This is a genomic window from Sphingobacterium micropteri (assembly GCF_014692515.1).
Lineage (GTDB): Bacteria > Bacteroidota > Bacteroidia > Sphingobacteriales > Sphingobacteriaceae > Sphingobacterium > Sphingobacterium micropteri.
The window spans coordinates 383511-399821 of record NZ_JACOIK010000003.1; the positions used below are offsets into that span (position 1 = coordinate 383511).

The window sequence follows — 16311 nt, forward strand, 5'->3', positions numbered from 1 at the left end:
TTATGTCATCCTTTTTCTATCTCTAGCCTTTCACGCTAGTACACAAGGTCAAAATTTTTCGGTTTCATTAAAAAAAGTAGTGGGTTCGAGTAAAGTCGGCGGGGCTATTTATGGGTTAAACCAAATTGCGGACTCGGTAGTGCAAAAATAGTATAACGTTAGTGCTGATGACTGGTCGTTATATTACACCACGTTGTCTTCGGACCGGGATAGTGAGTATTATCTCAAAGATAGCCTTTTGGTGTCGGTCAGCACAGATAGTCTAGGCAGTAAGACCGTCAACTTTGATACTGATTTTGATCGAGATTTCTCAAACAATCCACAGTACAAATTTACATCCGGTGTGAATTACGACCCCATCATATTTGTTCGTCAAAGATTGTTAAAAGATGCAGACACAATCATAACCTATTTGCCATACAGCTTTCGCGCGTTTGATACCAGAGTTATGATTAACAAGAAAGTCCAGCATGTTACGCTGACCGAATCTTGGTCTGAAACCGGGCAATTTCAGTTAAAAAACCATCTCTATACTGTCAGTGTAAAGGAAAGGCGACTGAACCGTGAAAACTTACCAGAAATTGATCTCATCGTTCGTAGCTCGTCAGACACGCTTCACATCGCCAATAGGCATAAAATTGGCGATACCGTTTTGGTAGGCAATCATCGATACAAAATCAGCAAGCAAGCAAGCTGATATCCTAAATTTTGTATTCATCGACTCCGTTCAACTAGATCTAGCGAAAGATTTTAATCGTAAAGATTTTATCTCGGGAGAGCCAATCAGTTTATCGCAGCTTTCTGATAAATACGTATTGCTTGATTTTTGGGGGAGCTGGTGTGCTCCTTGTATTAAAGGACTTCCTCAATTAAAGAGTCTTGCATCAAGAAATCACGAAAATATAAATCTCATTAGTATAGCATTTGAAAAAGAAGAAAACCTCCCGAAACTAGAAAGCTTAATCCGGGAGAATAACTTGGATTGGTATCATGTCCGAGAAGTCTGGGAGTTTAATAACCCATTAAACCTAACAAAGCTATATCATGTACAGGTCTATCCAACGTTCATTTTGATTGATAAGTCCGGGAAAATTGTATTCAGAGGAGAGGGGGATGACGGACTAAAGATGTTGGAATCGAGATTGCAAAACATCTTCGGAAATATAAAAAATGATTTATGAAGTACTTTTTCCTACTTTTTCTTTTCTTACAGACGTTTTGTCTGTATTCACAGCATAAGGATAACTATGCGGTAGTCTGTGGGCGCATAGTATTTCCTAACCTGAAGACGGCGCCAATTCGTGAGCTTGGATTAGCGGATATATTTAAATTAAATGGTAGACTAAACTAAACATTGGGAATTATCTCACGACATGTCCCACTATTGAAACAAAAATTTAAATTCTTCTATGGATAAGTTGTTTCCACCTTGCTCACCTTCCAGCCGTCCTTTCCCTGGTTCAGGGTAATGTAGTCTACGCGGGTGAAGTTGTCGAAGGCCATTGTTGCTTTCGCTACGCATACCTTTCCATCCTGCGATAGGATCTCATAGCTGCTCTTGCAGTCATATTTGTTACCCTTGTTGGCCTTCAGGTATTTGATGTATTCCTTTTTGCCCGCACGGTCGTTGTTGTTCATGTTGTTGTACTGGAAATCATATGCAAAAAGGAACTTGTTCAGGTCGATGCTACCCACGGTAACAGCATCCATATAGGAGCCAATTACCATGTCCGATTCCACGTTTTTCAAAGGATTGGCTTTTTCCGAAGCAAAGGAGCTTAGCGATGTAACCATGATCAAAGCTGCTGCGATAGTTTTCAATGTCGTTCTCATATCTGTAGTTTTTAATGTGATGTGTATATTATTTTTTCTATTTCTTATTTGATACTTCAAAGGTATAGCGAGATGCAGATTTACCGAATAACGATTAGACCAAGCTCCGGCATTTCTCGGTAACTGCGGTAAAAAAATCGGTGAATGCGCTATGCAGTTATTTACTTGTTTGTCCATGCCAAAAGCATTGCAAGCCGGTTGCCAAAGTGCTCAATGTATTGTTTTAAAGGTATTTGTGTTTTTTAGGGAGATTTCCGGATGTTCACCGTCGGACAGCAGGTGTCCGTTGCTGAACAAAAAAATCCTGAAGCGGGGAGCCTCAGGATTTTTAACTAACTAATCAATTATAAACCTAAAGACCGTACGATTGTATAGCTTTTTTCGTTTTTTATTTCTTAATTAAAACTTAAAACTAATTCCTAGATTAATGCTGCCTACTTTTCCATCAACTGAGATAGCTTTATAACCTGCATATAAATCGAATTTAGGTGCGCTATAGCCCACTTTAGGTTGATAGTAAAAGCTACCTCCAACGTCATCGAGGCCAATATCACCAACGAAGATACCATAACCTATATCTCCCGCAAAAAAGAAATCTGGGGTTATTTGAAATCTTCCCGTTGCTGCAATGGGAATCAAACGCAGATCGGATATTCTCACAGTTAAAGTACTTGAAATCTGTCTATCTTTTCCTAGATAGTGGGTATATCCAGAAGTCAAACCTGCATGGAAGCGAGGTGCAACTTCAAATAGATAGGATACATCTGCTCCAAAGTTAAAGCTCCATACATCCGAAGCATTTCCTACTGGAAGACCTCCGTGTGCACCGATGCGAAGACCCCCACCTTCTTGAGCTTTCGCAAGTCCAAAAAAGCCCAAGGTGACAAAAAATAGTATAAATTTTTTCATAAAAAATATTATTGATTTAGAAGAATGTAAACTTACATTCAATATTTGACAATACGAATTCATGATAAGCAAAAAAAATGTTACTTCCTGCTGGATAAGATCATGCGGGAATCGTATTTGCTAATAAATTTATAACCTAGCATATTACGAAATTGTCGTGTATACTTCTTATCGTTGGACAAATTTTCGTGTTACTATTAGGAGGGATAATTTCTTTGGTAGGCTTGATATATAGTATTGGTTGCTTAAGATTGTTTTATCAGCCCTATTAAGCAATTGTACATACCCAGATTGTTCATTGGTTCAATAAATCGATTATCCTTTTAATTATTTCGGTGATATCCGTAATTGTGTTTAGTGTTACTTTGGATATGCTTAAACAGTAAAGGGAATCATCGTTCGGCTATTTCCTTTACTACCGGTACATCTGCCTCCGCCCAATCGTAGTTTTTAATTTGCTTTTATTTACCCAGATGGCTTGCACATGCTCCGTAATAGCTAGCGAACCACCTGTCCATTTACAAAGAAAAGGGTAGAGGTAGAGCTGAAATTTCCATTTCAATGGAAGCTTCATCTGCTCGGAGGGTTGACAGATCAAGATTTTGTTATTGTGTTCGATAATGGCACAGGTGGCGAGAAGCATAGGTTAAATATAAAATAATTATGGTGATTTTTTTAAGATCGTATTTCTTGACTTGTGACAAGTCCTGAAGGAGTAAAAACCGGTAACTTGCAATTTATCTTATAATAATTAAACTATAAGAACGATGCTTAAAATAAATGTAAAACCAGATTGCGGACATTCCCCGAAACGTATGTTGCTTCGAGATTTTAATATAGCTTTTGGAAAGGGAGATGCTAAATTTATTGTTGCCCAAGTGACGGATGATATCATTTGGGATGTAAAGGGTGAACGAACTATTGAAGGAAAAGACAGCTTCTCCGAAGCAATCAATGAGATGAAGGAAAGAGAGGTTGCTGAAATAACCATAGAGAAAGTGATAACACACGGCAAGGAAGGTGCCGTGAACGGTATAATGAAAATGAAAGACGGTAAACAGTATGCCTTTGCAGATTTTTATGAATTTAAAAATACAACAAGCACAGCTATCAAGACTATGACTTCTTATGTAACCGTTATGAACAGTCGAACTTCAAAATAGCGATTGCTTCATAAATAAGGCATAAATTATGTAAAATTGCTTTTTAAAATTAACATAAATACAATGTATTTGCTTTTTATAAACAGCAAATATGGAAAGTTTATTGTTGATCATAATCGTATTGCAACCCAAATATTGGCTGAAATAAAACCCATACCTTTATTTGAAAAATACCTAAAAATAGGCGTTTAACTTTAACAGCTATACAGAGATAATTCCGGCATTGGCGTACTTACGAAACCCGAAAAGCTTAGCAACTTTTTTATCGTAAACGAGGCCTTTGTTTTTTCGGTATATCATGTTATATAGTCATCGGTTTACGCTTTACTAACCACCAATATTAGAAAATCTGGAAGTCGTAGCGTTCCGGATCATGTCCTTTTGCTTTTCGCAATTTATTGTATCCCTCAATATATTCAATAAAACGGTCAAGGTTCAGTGAATCCTCCTCTTCAAACTTTTTCATCCATTCAGCTTCATCCTCTATCAGTTTTGCTAAATTAATGGCAATTTTCTTCTTAGACATGTTTCCGAACAAATAGAAGCCAGATTTTTTGATTTCAATAGCGTCGCCTGTCGATTTTTTTATTGCAAAGTAATTCTTTTGATTGGAGGTGAAAAACATTCCTGGCATATGTTGTCCACCAGCGAAACCTGCAGGAGCCATAGCTGTTGATGTTTTTATAAAATAATACAAAACAATTTCCCCATCCGTTATCACTTCTGCAAATGTTGGTGGTTTTGTTGCTTTTCTTTCTGAAAAATGATAAAGCTTCGGTTCTATGCCCGGAACTCTTTCTAACCCATATTCAACACGAGACGGAGCATAAACTTTTTTGTTGTCCATTGCTCGGAAAACTTCATTTGGCCTAAATGTACGTTTTGTAGTTGCGGTCTTAATTTTTAATTTCTTATCGGTTACTGAAGTTATTTTTCCGAAAATGGTGTCGCGTTCCATTGTTACGACATAATCTTCATTTTCTTGTGCATGCAAGATTCCTCCTAAGCATAGACCAGTGATTGTTAAAAGCCTTTTGATATTCATATAGCAGTTAATTTAGTTCGTGCGAAATTTAAGCTTTTAAACCAATATTTATTAACACCTCAAAAAAGCCAAAGCCTGCACATACAGGCTTTGCTAACTAAACTAAACATTGGGAGATATCTCACGACATGTCTCCCTATTGAAACAAACATTTAAAGCCTTCTACGGATAGGTTGTTTCCACTTTTACTTTCCAGCCGTCCTTTCCCTGGTTCAAGGTAATATAGTCTACGCGGGTGAAGGTATCGAAGGCCATCGTTGCTTTGGCTACGCATACCTTTCCATCCTGTGATAGGATCTCATAGCTGCTCTTGCAGTCATATTTGTTACCCTTGTTGGCCTTCAGGTATTTGATGTATTCCTTTTTGCCCGCACGGTCGTTGTTGTTCACGTTGCTGTACTGGAAATCATCTGCAAAAAGGAACTTGTTCAGGTCGATGTTCCCTACGGTAACAGCATCCACATAGGAGCCAATTACCATGTCCGATTCCACGTCTTTCAAAGGATTGGCTTTTTCGTTTTTTTTCTATTTCTTATTTGATACTTCAAAGGTATAGCGAGATGTAGATTTACCGAATAACGATTAGACGAAGCTCCGGCATTTCTCGGTAACTGCCGTAAAAAAATCGGTGAATGCGCTATGCAGTTATTTACTTGTCTGTTCATGCCAAAAGGATTGCAAGCCGGTTGCCAAAGTATTCAATGCTTTGTCTTAAAGGTGTTTGTGTTTTTAGGGAGGTTTCCGGATGTTCACCGGCGGACAGCAGGTGTCCGTTACTGAACAAAAAAATCCTGAAGCGGGGAGCCTCAGGATTTTTACTAACTAACCAATTATTAACCTAAATTATGAATTACTGAAATACTATCAATTCGTGTGCCTTTCTTATTTTTGCAATGCCTTTTTAACAAATCTTAACGAAATATAATCCTAACAGCATAATGCAATATTTCATTTGAATAAATATCTCCACTGTTGTATGTATGCGCGTATATTTATATTAATCCGTTATCTTTATTTTTTGTATGGTATCCATAATCACTTCTATAGCAGTTATCACACTTGGATTGATCGCAAAATATGCCAGTCAAGACGGTTGGTTACCTTTACACGCGATATCTACCGTCACATTACTCTGTTGTTTTACGAACAATTTTTTATGTTTGTGTTATGACTGATTTATCTATACCCGACCTTTACAAGTTTTATCGCGATCAATTGTCTTATCAAGCATTGATAAATGGTGGAGGATATAAGAAGCACAGAAACCGGATACTGTGTGTTTTGATTCTTCCGCTAATTATTGTATTTGTATTCGGGCTAAGAACTTATAACTATCCGATACTAGGTAGTGAAAGAATGATTAATGTGATTATTTTTATTGGATTGTATATCATCTACCTTATCGGAATACGATATTATTTCAAGTTCATGGATGAAAAGAAGCAAAAATGGCTTAATTCGCAAGAAAATCCGGAAAAACTTTCCTTTCCAGCGTTTGTCTATAAACATCGACATCTAGCGCTTAAAGAATATCTTATGAAACATGGTGTAAGTACACCCGAACAATGGCAACACACTATTGAAGAGTTGGAAAAGCACCGTAAGAAATCCTTAGAAGAAATACTATTTTTAATGGTACTAATCGGTGGAGCGCTGGGGCTGCTTAATGATGATATCAGAAATGTCTTGGTAGGAAATATTGGAGATGCGCCTCTGCAATCATGGATGTATATTTTATTCGTGTCAGCTTTGGTATTTCCAGTCTATAAATTATTATTACTATTTCGTAATCAAGATACCGGGAAATGGCCTATGTACAAGCAAATGGTCAATATACTCAAGACTACCCAACCACCATCTTTGCCGAAGCCGTCCAAAGGTGCTCCGGGATAGGTTCTTCCAGCTTCCACTGGATAGACATTGGTTTTGATCCCGCATGGCTTACGTAGTGAGCTGGACCTAAAAACATAACCTTGCGTAAAACCGTCTCCATCATGAATAGCTTTCTTTACAAAAAAGAGGATCTTTATCTGTTCTCTTGTATAACATGCGTGAATCTGCAACGGGAAAGAATACCTCAAGCCTACACACGGAATCTCTTCAAATCCAATCTTATCGATATTTCATATCGGCGAGAACCTTTTCAAGGTTATTTCCAAAGCAATAACAGCTGACTAAATGACATTTTCCTACGTTAGATAAATCATAAAGTTTTATACCAGAAAACTTAAATAGAGCGTTAAACTGCGATTGCAATTTTAGCGCTTCCCTTTTATAATTACAGCCTAAAGTTGTGTTGCCATATTTATATGGGCCAGGACCAAATATTCCAATTCTGTTGTCTTTCTTTCTCAATACAAAATCATGCTCATTATACGCGAGGTATAAATTGTAATTGTCTGAGAAAAAAATGTCATTTTCTGGTTGCCTTTTCATATAATTTTCGATGATCAGATTCGCAGAAATCGCAGGAGCGATAAGGCAGATGTTTACTCGGCTGTTTTTTGGTGTATTAATCGGAATTTTTGATATATCCAGAAGAGCGTACAATGCGACTTTAGCACCCAAACTATGTGAAACAACGTTTAATGTGTCTTTCGAAATCTTGCTGACTATTTTTCGCAGTGTATTCCCTGTTTTCTCCGCATGCGCCTGCGCCAGCTCGAAAAGTTCAAATAATGGCTTATTCTTCTTGCTACTCGCTGAAAAACAGCATCCATATAGAGCATCCCAATATATAGACACTATCTTCGTCTTTGCTGAATTGAACTTCTTGAAAGTAGCGGCTAACGTTTCGAAGTCGTCAGGCGAACTGGAATCACCATTTTGTGTGTCAAAAGGCTTTCTGAACCCGTGAATGAGAAACGTCGCCGTATTGGTCGGTGTCTTATTTAGATTCCTTGTCACCGTTTCGATAATCGAGTCGTTCAAGATCGCTGCGTTGATATCATTGTAACTCTCGAAGTTGCAATTGTAAAGTCGAGCTATTTCTACAAATTTTTTATCGTTTTTTTTGTACCATTCCTGTAAACTGCTGTTTGCTTCCCCAAGCTCATCGTTGGGAATTCTCACTTTCGGATAGATGATTCCGGCCTTGTCAAGATATATACTTCCTGTATCTGTATAAAGGTCTCGCTCTCCGTACAATACATTACTGTGCTGTTGTGCAAACAATGATTTCGATAATAGGAATAATACGATAATAACTGCGATGATTTTCATTTCTCTTGCTTTTTATTTTAATCCAATCATATTAGGCGTCACGAAAAAGCCTAGAGAAAGACCTGCATGAACGAAAAAATAACTCTGTTGATAGTAAATATTATAAGGATCACTGCCATAGTATCCCGTTCCTAAAAATAGTGCTGTATTTGGCGAGGATGGTATTCTCCAATTATAGTTGATATTAACATTAATCCGCTTGTTAAAGTCATTGAGCCCGCCCTCTCGGTTTCCAGCTATAAATGTACTGCTGAACACAATACGATGTTTTTCTCTGTAATATGAACTAGAAATTTGTTTGTTATTTATCATGTCGCAATAATTCCGCACACCAATCCAATTCACCGTGAAATTAAAACGGTAATCTCCGTATGTAGATTTTAGCTTTTCCGCAGTAACGAAATGTTTTTCCATACCAAGTTTGAAATAGTACTCTGAATAGTTAGGTTCTGGGTCGCTGCAATCAGTCAAGCCAATACTTTGGAATTTCCGTACTCTATAATGAAATGCTGGTTCAACGTAGTTTGTGGAAAAATTTCCATTGTATAAGTTCATACGCCCATCAGAATTGAATTCATCACCATCCTGACCATTGGAGTGATGAAATATGGCAATACTAGCATACTTAATTTTACCCGTGTCTTTACTATAGTCTTGCAGTGGTATATGTGCTGTCATACCCGGCATAAAGCTCGGTGTTCTAACGGGGAGTGAAGTATCATTGGTTTCTAAATTATTTCGAAATATCCTCGCTTTAAACCTTGGCGTTAGATGTATTGGTATCGGCATCCATTCTCCACCAATAACAAATTGAGGCATAATGTCAGCAGAAAGGATATATGCTGTTTTAGGATTGCCTACATCTAAAAATGGCGGAGAAACGTAACTGAGTGGCGCATAGTTTAAAGTATGTTGAAGGAATGTTTTATTGCTTATCCTTCGTTCAAGAATACTAGTTTCGTTTTGAGAGAGAGACTCTTTAAGTTTGAGTTCCTGGGACCTAGCGTCGCATAGTGCAAAGAGGCTAGCGAATAATAAAAACAATCGTTTCATAACGAAAAGGTTATTAGTTAAAAAGCATACTAATGTCGTTATTTTTTTGATAAGATTCTAATCTGTAATATTTCCCCAAACACTGGTCTTTTCCAATAACCTCATACATATTCAAGCTAGTTAACCGGGTAATCGGTCGTATACGAGATATTTAATATAACAATTATTGCTTGATATGTTTCATAGAAAGACAGCCACAAGAGTACAAACTTGATGGATTTTCAGTAGAAACTGTAGGGCTACACCACGAAACATTGTTGTACGAAAATGTACAGTTTGAGGGATTGTATGTGTAACTTCCTCGATATTCCGAACCGTCATAATACCTCCAAATGGACTGTCCGCCCTCGAGTAAGATAAGGGTATTCGTATTTGAATACGCCGGTGTACCATCTGGGTTGGGATAGCATGTATTATACAGCTCAACTTTCCAAGTTCCAATTATGGAATTCGGATCACACCGTTTAGGAACAACCTTACCAGTTAACGTTTTTTCTTCTACAAACCCCTCCTTGGATACAGTAATATTATAACTAAAGTTTTCTTCATTTCCAGAGAGAGATTTGAATTTCACCGACTGTCCTGTATTACCAAGATATTGTACATTTGCATTTGAAATATTTGATATTTTGATTTCATTGGTGGCTAATGTTGTAGGTGTCTCTGTATTTTTATAAGTGGGTAAGTCCCCAAATAGCGTCTTTAGCTTGTTCCAATATTCAGATAAGGAATTCATTGCATTAATAAAATATCCACTTCCAGCATTTATATCGCTATCATTGGTTGTTATTGAACGAAATGAGGGCTTCAAGTTAAGTGAAGTGCTTATTTGATCATGAAAAATTTCTGCTGTAACAATAAATAGTGACTTTGTGAAAATCCAGTTTGCGTGCAGGAATGATATTAAAGCGTTTTTAAAGTGTATAGCCGCAGGTCTAATTTCTGTGAGCAACAAATATCCGGCAGTTCCTAATGCTAACGTTGTGCCTATTGCTGATAACCCAAATGATGCAGGAGCTAGATAAGCAGATATACCTGCTAGAGCGAGCATTCCCAAAAACTCTTTCGAAGCATTCTTTAAATCAACCGCAGCGTGACCTAGGGTCTCTGCTGTACACCCATAGTACGACTTGAAATTTGTTTTTGGGCAGTTAGATCGCGAACTCATAACCGTTGTCGTCTTTAACTTTATTTGAAGGTCATTTGTATAGTCGTTTGAAGAATGGAATACATTGTTAAGCTCCTGCATATGTTGATTAGCATCTGAGGCCTGTATAATTCTCGGTGTTAAAGGTCTGTGTGCCGGTCTTGCCAATGCTGTAAACCGAGTCGTTGCAAATGATTGGAAGACTTCCTTGTTTGCTTCATAAAATAATATTGTTTGGCGCTTTTCATCATCCGTTAGTGAATTGAATAACTGGATAACCTCCTGTCTATCTTTTCTTAAACGGTTGACTTCCTCCGCCTCATCTGTTGTTGAGGGATTTAGGGATTCGATTTGGGTATCAAAATTATACGTTATATCAGTAATAAATTGATCCACTTTAATCTCAGCTGTCTCGGTTACATTATACCGGATAGTAGCTAATTCAAATTTTAACAAAACGCTACCATTGCTAATATTAGGGACGTAAAAGGTAAGGGTTGTATCGGATGTCTTTATAAGTTCGATTGACGATGAACCAAATGTTGCTTGATATTTATCAGCTAAATTCTCATGTACTATTAAGTTTACAATTTCATAGGTTTTAACATTCGTTTTCTCGGGGAGTACATTTCCAAGATATTCATTGTCTGGATCTTGATCGTATTTATCTTTACAAGAGTTGCTCAGTGCTCCGGTTAATAATAAGAATATTAATAAGGTTAATCTTTTCATGACGATTTATTTTTCGTATTAACAGGTTGGTTTTAGTTGTTTTTAACTTTTAAAGTATTTTCTTAATGCGACCTTCTACAAAAAAAGAATAAAAAGAGTCAATTAGCAATACCCATTATTGGGTATTTTACTTATTAAGATTAGACCCTAAAGCACAGATGTTGTTCCGGAATTAGAGATGCATATCAGAAATCTCGAGGATAAATTCCTTCTCCTATTTCAATCAGATGAACGGGGGTAATATCTTTAGCGTTCCTTTCTTTTTCGACTTCAATTACGGTCACTTATTAGTGCCAATAATGCTGTGCTCCAAGTTACAAATGGTGGTGCATTCTTATTTACCATTTACAACTACTCCCGAAATGATTGTGGAAATCAAAAGAAATAACATTTATCAATAGCGCTCAAGATAGATAAATTCTTCGTATGTGAAACGGAAAAAGCATCTATTGCTTAGTCTTCAATCAACCTTGACAAGAAGTGTTCTCCCAAAGGAGATATCTCGTACTTTGGCACGCATAAAACAAAAAAATCCTGAAGCGGGGAGCTTCAGGATTTTTACTAACTAACCAATTATTAACCTAAATTATGAATTGTTAAAATGTTATCAATTCTTGTGCCCTTCTTCTGACATAACAGCATTTTAACATATCTTAACAAGTTTCCCGTCCAGTAAATAATAATTCCCTAACAACCGGCACATCCGCCTCCGCCCAATCGTAGTTTTTCAAGTCATTGTAAGAAACCCAGATGGCCTTCGCGTGTTCGGCGATAGCTAACGAACCTCCTGTCCATTTGTAATCTCCCTTTTCAAGCATTCTTCTTTGCTTTCCCCAGTTTCAACCTTACCACCGGGAAACTCCCATTTCAGCGAAAGCTTCATAGAAGCAGAGCGTTGGCAGATTAGTACTTTTCCTTGATGCTCGATGATGGCGCAGGTAACGTGTAGCATGGGTTAAAGATAAGCTTTTTTGACTTGAATATCTCGACGTATGGGTTGATGCAGCAATGATTGTTTTAGCTCTCTTGTCGTAATAATTGCGGTGGGAGAGGACGTTGATACACCGGTGGGTGAATGAGTCATTGAGCGGAAAAACCATTACAATTTATAATTTGATATTCGGATTTTGACAAACAGCCTTCGGGCACCTTAATGGTTGTTTTGGCGTAAATTAGACTGTCAATTCTTTCCTGTGCCCATGTCAGAGATGTAGTCAAAGCTATCTGGACTATAACAAAAGTGGTTAATAATCTTTTTTGTAAATTCATAATTACGCTATTTATCGAATAAAAATATGGTATTCTTTCTCTATATCGATATCTTAAAGAAAATACCCCAGGGACATTGCTCTCGCTAATTCCATTCTAACTCCCCCTTTTTTTCGTTCAAGCCCCCCCTTTTATCTAAATCAATATTCTGTATTTGTCTGTAAAACAGGTTGATAATTTTTTGGAGCTCCCCCCTAGATCTATCTATACATTTTCCTCATCTTCTTGCTCCTGATATATTTGTAAATAATACGCAGCGCCCTCCGGATCCACTGTTCGATAATAGCCTATCAACCGTAAATACACCTCGTTGCCTATACCATGCCTTGTATAATCCAAGAGGTAGTCGAATGTCAACTCAATCTTGTTCCGATCCGTCTCCTGATTAGCGATAATAATATCAACCTCGTTTTCCCAAAAAGGAAGGTTTTGCCGCATTCGCTCATGGAGCGATTCAAACATTCCTCTGATTTCTGTTATAAATTTTTCGTCCATGTCTTATTCTGATTTATTTTCCAGTTCACGTACTAAAATGTCTGCCGTGTTACGTATCGATTTCGCAATCGTCTTTACATGCGGCTCGGGGTAAGGGACTTCATTAGATTCCGCAATTAGCGATCGTATGGTTTCATCAATCTGTATCAGCTTTCTGCGTAGGGCAAAACGGCTTTCTATCGCATAGATATAGGCTTCTTCGAGATTATTTGATGATCTTAATGCCTTTAGAGCGCTTTCGCTATCCAGTACTATATTGAGCTTATCAAGGTCGGAGTCTGGCTCCACGATAATAGTGTTTTTTTCTTTTGTCCGGCTACCAAAGAGCCAAGTAAATAATTCTATCGTATTCAGTACATTAATTAACTTCATGCTTTTTTTCCGATCCCAACCAATATGGCGAAGGATATTGCTCCTTGATAAAGCTTTGATCAAGAACGAATAATACAGACGGGTTCCCACCACGTCCGATCTTTTCCAAACACCTCTATCTTCGATAAAGGTAATTAAACGTATGGGATCCATCAGCCGATCCACGTCTTTACGTTCCAATCCAATTAGATGTCCTATATGCTCGGTGGTAATACCCTGGGTATTTTCGATATGTTGGACAAAGCATGCCCTAGCAAAAGACGTCCAAGGAACCGGGAGGTGCGCATGTCGGATCAGTCGTGACCGCCATAGATTAGTGTCACTAGCTGACGCAATCAAAACCGGAACTTCGTTAATCTTGGCAATGGCATTACTCCGAGAAAACCTCAAAATGTTGTACGGCAAAAACTTTTCATAAGTTACGTGGTCGTTCAGAATTTTCATTGCCGCCAATCTTCTGTTTCCGTCGAGTACCGTAAAAGCATCGTTATCTGCTATTACGAGTAATGGTTCATATTCCGGAATACCAGACGCAAAAATACTCGTTAACAAATCCCATAGCGGATACTCTCGTGAGAGCGCGTTTATCATCTCCTCATCCGATTTAGCATGGGGGCGGTGTACGATCCTTGGGTTTTCCATATCAAATCGTAAGGTTTCGATTTTAACAAATTGAACAGATAGTCTTGAATTGGTTGTCATAACTTTATATTTGGTATCTACAAAGGTATTAAAAGTTCACTTATATCCTATTGTTTTCTCTTGCAAAAATTTCGAGTTTGCGATATGGATATCAAAGACCGTGTGGGGCAGCGTTTGAAAGCATTGCGTAAAGAAAAAAATATGACGCAAGAAAAATTATCGTTTGAGAGCGATGTGGACAAAACTTATATTAGTGAAGTGGAAAACGGTAAACGAAACATCTCCATGGTCAATCTCGAGAAATTGATTTTAACCATCGGCTACAGTTTGAAAGAATTTTTTGACGATGAGAGTTTCCTGTAGAGCTTGACACACAGCTATGCAACGATGCGTTAAGGTACAAGACTAACAAAAGAGGAAGAAATTTTTATAGAAGTCTTTAAGAACCATGACGAGCAAACTCTAAAACAGCCGGTAATAGCGATGTTGTTTTCGTGGTATTGGCTTCGGAATGCCTGTTGTTGGTCGTTTCCGTAAATCCCCACCAGTCATTAAAACGGTAGAACACCCTAACTTCGAAGCATCTCAAAAACTGTATGATCGGAGTAGCGTAATCATTTCCAAAGGCCTCAATCAGTTCAGGGAAAAACGACAGGTAGTTATCGGCATAAAACATCGTAGTTCTTTCCTCCTGACCGTATTTGAGTAGCATATACCAGATAATATGGTTTCCCATACCAGTTGCTCGATCAGGATATCCATCAAATTGCCAGGTATCGAAATGCCACACATGGGCATACAAAATCTTGGCAAAAAGTGCACTTCGGTCTGTTCGTAATTTTTGCCCTTTTATGGTGGGGCTTAACGCGTTATTTCTTTTCTTAATGAGGCCTGCCAAGGTGCAAACCTGTCGCGCAGCATATATCGATATAATTTCATTTTCCCTGAAGCTTTTACTAATCCCCAGTTCAATAGCTTCATCTGGAATGGCGCCATTTTCGTATAGTTCTCTAACGAACTTCAAAGGAAGGTTACCTTTGGGTGTGAGCTTCAGGCTTTTTTCACGGGCAACTATCGTCAGTAAATCTTCACATAGCCTGAAGAAAAGCAGCTTGTCCAGCACCTCCACTGGAATATGCTTTCTGATTTTCAGTGGTGAAGTCTGTGCAAAAGGAAATATCTGTAGGGCCAGTAAATCCCGATAGGAGAGTCCTAATAAATTCTCATCAGGTGTATCATCGAATTCACTCAAATCGTTGGGATCAATAATCATAGTTCAAATGTATATTATTTTATGTTTCCCTGTTTACATTTTTTAAATTCGTCCCATGGGAACAATTGGGAATGCTCTACAAGATCTTCGTGCAGAGCGGGGGCTTAGTGCCACTGAAGCCGCAGCAGGAGCTGGAACTACGGTGTCTACCTACCTTAAGATAGAGCGTGACCGGCGTGAAGTAAGTTTCATTATGATGGTTCGCCTCTGTCGGTTCTATAACCTCGATATTTACGAATTTATAGACAGAATAGACTCTTATGAGTTGGAGCGCCCCGACCTATCAGTCATACGCGTTTTGGAAAAAAGAAACAAGTCGTAGATTATCATATACATCAATGCCTACGCATGCAGACGGTTTTCTACCAGAAGTTCTAGAAAAAAACGACAATAAATCGCCCGGCTAATTACCGGGCAGTCTATACAAGTTCTAGTTCATAAGGATTATGAATACTTTCTTTTCCGAAGCGTTTAAGCAATTCAAACTTATTGTTAGCGTCTATATACTTTTGTCATTTATCGTGCCGGAATTATTTGCTGAAGATTCACGTCGTAATTGCTGGTTTATTTTATTAGGCATGTTAAATTGGAGCATTTTAGATAGACAAATATATAAAATAGTTTGAGTCTACCAAGTAAGAAGCTGTATAACTTTCTATAAAAGAAAGTTTTTAAAGTTTCTATTCTGTAATAGATCAGCAAATAGATATTAACTTTAATTCGAAGGGAGAGTACGGGCCATTCACCTTATCATACTACCCAAATACTGGACAACTGCATAAATGTTTAAATTAGCAGTAGAAAATGAAAAAAGAACGCAGGAAATTCAGTGCAAGCTTTAAGGCGAAGGTAGCCATAGAAGCGATCAAGGAACAGCAGACCATTCAGGAACTAGCCGTTAAATACGAATTGCACCCGACCCAGATCAACACCTGGAAACGGGAATTTCTGGATAATGCTGAATCGGTTTTTACCACAGAAAAAAGCCCGATAAAAGATGACTCCAAAGAGAAAGAGCTTTATTCCAAGATCGGGGAGTTACAGATACAGGTTGATTTCTTAAAAAAAGTATTGGGCAAATGAGTCTTGACGAGAAACGCGGGCTTGTTTGCCCTTCCTATAAGAAAATGAGCGTTTACAGGCAGTGCAAAGTTAT

General features: G+C 37.9%; 20 protein-coding genes. 7 read left to right on the plus strand and 13 right to left on the minus strand.

From position 1 onward, the window contains the following. Positions 1 to 193: 193 nt before the first annotated feature. Both H8B06_RS05805 and H8B06_RS05810 read left to right on the plus strand, forming a co-directional pair. Positions 194 to 697, plus strand: a complete 504-nt coding sequence (locus H8B06_RS05805) for a hypothetical protein (protein ID WP_190993347.1) — start codon at positions 194 to 196, stop codon at positions 695 to 697. Between the two features lie 19 nt (positions 698 to 716). Continuing rightward, positions 717 to 1181: a TlpA family protein disulfide reductase gene (locus tag H8B06_RS05810; protein WP_317170863.1), complete on the plus strand. Its 465-nt coding sequence runs from the start codon at positions 717 to 719 to the stop codon at positions 1179 to 1181. A 226-nt stretch (positions 1182 to 1407) separates the two neighbouring features. Here the strand turns inward: H8B06_RS05810 and H8B06_RS05815 are convergent, their stop codons facing one another. The 3 genes from H8B06_RS05815 to H8B06_RS05825 form a co-directional block, all read right to left on the minus strand. Beyond that, a complete protein-coding gene (locus H8B06_RS05815) occupies positions 1408 to 1833 on the minus strand; it encodes a nuclear transport factor 2 family protein (RefSeq protein ID WP_190993348.1) in 426 nt (141 codons plus the stop codon). Between the two features lie 399 nt (positions 1834 to 2232). Beyond that, the gene (locus H8B06_RS05820) at positions 2233 to 2742 is read right to left on the minus strand and encodes a hypothetical protein (RefSeq protein WP_190993349.1); all 510 of its coding nucleotides are present in this window, start codon (positions 2740 to 2742) and stop codon (positions 2233 to 2235) included. Positions 2743 to 3157: 415 nt separating this feature from the next. Then, positions 3158 to 3385 (minus strand): NUDIX hydrolase, encoded by a 228-nt coding sequence (locus H8B06_RS05825; RefSeq protein WP_223857499.1) that lies wholly within the window; start codon positions 3383 to 3385, stop codon positions 3158 to 3160. Between the two features lie 124 nt (positions 3386 to 3509). Between H8B06_RS05825 and H8B06_RS05830 the strand changes: the two genes are divergently transcribed. Further along, positions 3510 to 3905 carry a nuclear transport factor 2 family protein gene (locus H8B06_RS05830; RefSeq protein ID WP_190993350.1) on the plus strand — a complete coding sequence of 132 codons (396 nt, stop codon included), beginning with the start codon at positions 3510 to 3512 and terminating at the stop codon, positions 3903 to 3905. Between the two features lie 340 nt (positions 3906 to 4245). On the opposite strand, the gene H8B06_RS05835 is transcribed toward H8B06_RS05830, so the two are convergent. After that, complete coding sequence (locus tag H8B06_RS05835; protein ID WP_190993351.1) at positions 4246 to 4950, minus strand: hypothetical protein; 705 nt, start codon at positions 4948 to 4950, stop codon at positions 4246 to 4248. A gap of 162 nt (positions 4951 to 5112) precedes the next feature. Continuing rightward, entirely contained in the window at positions 5113 to 5442 is a 330-nt protein-coding gene (locus tag H8B06_RS05840; RefSeq protein ID WP_317170864.1) for a nuclear transport factor 2 family protein, read from the minus strand. A gap of 675 nt (positions 5443 to 6117) precedes the next feature. Here H8B06_RS05840 and H8B06_RS05845 point away from each other — a divergent pair. Then, the gene (locus H8B06_RS05845; protein WP_190993353.1) at positions 6118 to 6843 is read left to right on the plus strand and encodes a hypothetical protein; all 726 of its coding nucleotides are present in this window, start codon (positions 6118 to 6120) and stop codon (positions 6841 to 6843) included. Positions 6844 to 7062: 219 nt separating this feature from the next. On the opposite strand, the gene H8B06_RS05850 is transcribed toward H8B06_RS05845, so the two are convergent. The 7 genes from H8B06_RS05850 to H8B06_RS05880 all read right to left on the minus strand — a co-directional run bounded on the left by H8B06_RS05850 (position 7063) and on the right by H8B06_RS05880 (position 13942). Further along, positions 7063 to 8172 (minus strand): hypothetical protein, encoded by a 1110-nt coding sequence (locus H8B06_RS05850; RefSeq protein WP_190993354.1) that lies wholly within the window; start codon positions 8170 to 8172, stop codon positions 7063 to 7065. Positions 8173 to 8184: 12 nt separating this feature from the next. Then, positions 8185 to 9225 carry a phospholipase A gene (locus H8B06_RS05855; protein WP_190993355.1) on the minus strand — a complete coding sequence of 347 codons (1041 nt, stop codon included), beginning with the start codon at positions 9223 to 9225 and terminating at the stop codon, positions 8185 to 8187. Between the two features lie 163 nt (positions 9226 to 9388). Beyond that, a complete protein-coding gene (locus tag H8B06_RS05860) occupies positions 9389 to 11104 on the minus strand; it encodes a hypothetical protein (RefSeq protein WP_190993356.1) in 1716 nt (571 codons plus the stop codon). A gap of 653 nt (positions 11105 to 11757) precedes the next feature. Beyond that, entirely contained in the window at positions 11758 to 11922 is a 165-nt protein-coding gene (locus tag H8B06_RS05865; RefSeq protein ID WP_190993357.1) for an NUDIX hydrolase, read from the minus strand. Continuing rightward, the gene (locus tag H8B06_RS05870) at positions 11880 to 12056 is read right to left on the minus strand and encodes an NUDIX domain-containing protein (protein WP_190993358.1); all 177 of its coding nucleotides are present in this window, start codon (positions 12054 to 12056) and stop codon (positions 11880 to 11882) included. Before H8B06_RS05870 ends, H8B06_RS05865 begins: the two co-directional genes overlap by 43 nt. A 521-nt stretch (positions 12057 to 12577) precedes the next feature. Continuing rightward, the gene (locus tag H8B06_RS05875; protein ID WP_190993359.1) at positions 12578 to 12868 is read right to left on the minus strand and encodes a hypothetical protein; all 291 of its coding nucleotides are present in this window, start codon (positions 12866 to 12868) and stop codon (positions 12578 to 12580) included. A gap of 3 nt (positions 12869 to 12871) precedes the next feature. Next, on the minus strand, positions 12872 to 13942 hold the full coding sequence (locus H8B06_RS05880) for a hypothetical protein (RefSeq protein WP_190993360.1): 1071 nt from the start codon (positions 13940 to 13942) through the stop codon (positions 12872 to 12874). Between the two features lie 84 nt (positions 13943 to 14026). Between H8B06_RS05880 and H8B06_RS05885 the strand changes: the two genes are divergently transcribed. Beyond that, positions 14027 to 14245, plus strand: a complete 219-nt coding sequence (locus H8B06_RS05885) for a helix-turn-helix domain-containing protein (RefSeq protein ID WP_190993361.1) — start codon at positions 14027 to 14029, stop codon at positions 14243 to 14245. A gap of 76 nt (positions 14246 to 14321) precedes the next feature. Here the strand turns inward: H8B06_RS05885 and H8B06_RS05890 are convergent, their stop codons facing one another. Then, positions 14322 to 15155 (minus strand): hypothetical protein, encoded by an 834-nt coding sequence (locus tag H8B06_RS05890; RefSeq protein ID WP_190993362.1) that lies wholly within the window; start codon positions 15153 to 15155, stop codon positions 14322 to 14324. A gap of 55 nt (positions 15156 to 15210) precedes the next feature. Between H8B06_RS05890 and H8B06_RS05895 the strand changes: the two genes are divergently transcribed. Beyond that, on the plus strand, positions 15211 to 15477 hold the full coding sequence (locus tag H8B06_RS05895) for a helix-turn-helix domain-containing protein (RefSeq protein ID WP_190993363.1): 267 nt from the start codon (positions 15211 to 15213) through the stop codon (positions 15475 to 15477). 482 nt (positions 15478 to 15959) lie between these two features. Continuing rightward, positions 15960 to 16238, plus strand: a complete 279-nt coding sequence (locus H8B06_RS05900) for a transposase (RefSeq protein ID WP_132776788.1) — start codon at positions 15960 to 15962, stop codon at positions 16236 to 16238. Positions 16239 to 16311 lie beyond the last annotated feature (73 nt).

Excerpts from the sequence above, each read along its gene's own strand:
- H8B06_RS05880 (WP_190993360.1), bottom strand. The coding sequence starts at position 13,942 with ATGACAACCAATTCAAGACTATCTGTTCAATTTGTTAAAATCGAAACC.
- H8B06_RS05845 (WP_190993353.1), top strand. The coding sequence starts at position 6,118 with ATGACTGATTTATCTATACCCGACCTTTACAAGTTTTATCGCGATCAA.
- H8B06_RS05815 (WP_190993348.1), bottom strand. The coding sequence starts at position 1,833 with ATGAGAACGACATTGAAAACTATCGCAGCAGCTTTGATCATGGTTACA.
- H8B06_RS05850 (WP_190993354.1), bottom strand. The coding sequence starts at position 8,172 with ATGAAAATCATCGCAGTTATTATCGTATTATTCCTATTATCGAAATCA.
- H8B06_RS05890 (WP_190993362.1), bottom strand. The coding sequence starts at position 15,155 with ATGATTATTGATCCCAACGATTTGAGTGAATTCGATGATACACCTGAT.
- H8B06_RS05875 (WP_190993359.1), bottom strand. The coding sequence starts at position 12,868 with ATGGACGAAAAATTTATAACAGAAATCAGAGGAATGTTTGAATCGCTC.
- H8B06_RS05900 (WP_132776788.1), top strand. The coding sequence starts at position 15,960 with ATGAAAAAAGAACGCAGGAAATTCAGTGCAAGCTTTAAGGCGAAGGTA.
- H8B06_RS05895 (WP_190993363.1), top strand. The coding sequence starts at position 15,211 with ATGGGAACAATTGGGAATGCTCTACAAGATCTTCGTGCAGAGCGGGGG.
- H8B06_RS05855 (WP_190993355.1), bottom strand. The coding sequence starts at position 9,225 with ATGAAACGATTGTTTTTATTATTCGCTAGCCTCTTTGCACTATGCGAC.
- H8B06_RS05865 (WP_190993357.1), bottom strand. The coding sequence starts at position 11,922 with ATGCTTGAAAAGGGAGATTACAAATGGACAGGAGGTTCGTTAGCTATC.
- H8B06_RS05835 (WP_190993351.1), bottom strand. The coding sequence starts at position 4,950 with ATGAATATCAAAAGGCTTTTAACAATCACTGGTCTATGCTTAGGAGGA.
- H8B06_RS05860 (WP_190993356.1), bottom strand. The coding sequence starts at position 11,104 with ATGAAAAGATTAACCTTATTAATATTCTTATTATTAACCGGAGCACTG.
- H8B06_RS05830 (WP_190993350.1), top strand. The coding sequence starts at position 3,510 with ATGCTTAAAATAAATGTAAAACCAGATTGCGGACATTCCCCGAAACGT.
- H8B06_RS05885 (WP_190993361.1), top strand. The coding sequence starts at position 14,027 with ATGGATATCAAAGACCGTGTGGGGCAGCGTTTGAAAGCATTGCGTAAA.
- H8B06_RS05820 (WP_190993349.1), bottom strand. The coding sequence starts at position 2,742 with ATGAAAAAATTTATACTATTTTTTGTCACCTTGGGCTTTTTTGGACTT.
- H8B06_RS05870 (WP_190993358.1), bottom strand. The coding sequence starts at position 12,056 with ATGCTACACGTTACCTGCGCCATCATCGAGCATCAAGGAAAAGTACTA.
- H8B06_RS05825 (WP_223857499.1), bottom strand. The coding sequence starts at position 3,385 with ATGCTTCTCGCCACCTGTGCCATTATCGAACACAATAACAAAATCTTG.